Genomic DNA, 877 nt, shown 5'->3' on the forward strand with positions numbered 1-877 from the left:
TTAGTTATCATGTATTGGTGGTTTATTCCAGTATATAGATTAAGAGACAAGATTGATTTATTTTTGGAAATGCGTGTAGACTATCAAACAACGAATCCATTTTCTAAAGAAGAAGTAATGAAATATATGCATACGCTTATAGAAATCCAAAAAAACATTCAAAGTAAAAATGAATTCAAGGGACAATCTACACATTTTATGATTCAAGATAATGCACATATATTAGAATACCGTATAAATTATTTAATGGATGGAATGTATCGAAAAAAAACGAGCAAAATTCTAATGATTATCGTATTAGCTCTTCCATTACTTACAAACAGCATTATTTTGGAGTCTGCATTTGATCCTCCAAACAACGAGGATTTTTATGATCAATCAGATATAGACAAGGGATATATTATTAAACATAAAGATGGAACATATGAATTAGTATTTGGCAAAATGCGAGTTGAAATATCAAATCCAAACGATGATTGTTTTAAAGCTGTTCCAATTATAAAGGAGTAAATAATTTATGAAAAAAATAATGATTATGTTAGTATTGATCGCATCAATGAATAGAGTAACACCTGTTTTGGCAAATGAAACTAAAGCCTCTGCAAATATTTATGTTACTATGCCATGCCAAGAGAAGCTGGTCTGGAAATACAAAGTTATAAATGGAAAATTATATAAAAGATTATGGAATCAAACATTGAATAAATGGGTTGGAGACCATTGGATTCCTTGTTAATATTTTAAATAATCTTTCAATATCTTTGTATAGGTGGGAATTGACATAAGTTTACAGCTTATGTATATATTCAGATTGGTATCCCTCTCCGTCTTTAAACAACGGAGTCTTGGATGCCTTTTTATTGTCTTTCCGTCATAT

General features: G+C 29.3%; 2 protein-coding genes. Both read left to right on the plus strand.

Going from position 1 to position 877, the window contains the following annotated elements; genetic code table 11:
• Nucleotides 1-510, plus strand: a 510-nt coding sequence (locus tag LJE08_RS13640) for a hypothetical protein (protein WP_227403534.1), incomplete at its 5' end; no start/stop codon positions are given.
• 7 nt (nt 511-517) lie between these two features.
• Nucleotides 518-736, plus strand: a complete 219-nt coding sequence (locus LJE08_RS13645; protein ID WP_227403535.1) for a hypothetical protein — start codon at nt 518-520, stop codon at nt 734-736.
• The last annotated feature ends 141 nt before the right edge of the window (nt 737-877 follow it).

This window comes from Holdemanella sp. DFI.5.55 (genome assembly GCF_020593575.1).
Taxonomy (GTDB): Bacteria; Bacillota_I; Bacilli_A; order Erysipelotrichales; family Erysipelotrichaceae; genus Holdemanella; species Holdemanella hominis.

What these genes read in the sequence shown, in the direction of transcription:
- LJE08_RS13645 (WP_227403535.1), top strand. Translation starts at nt 518, where the DNA reads ATGAAAAAAATAATGATTATGTTAGTATTGATCGCATCAATGAATAGA.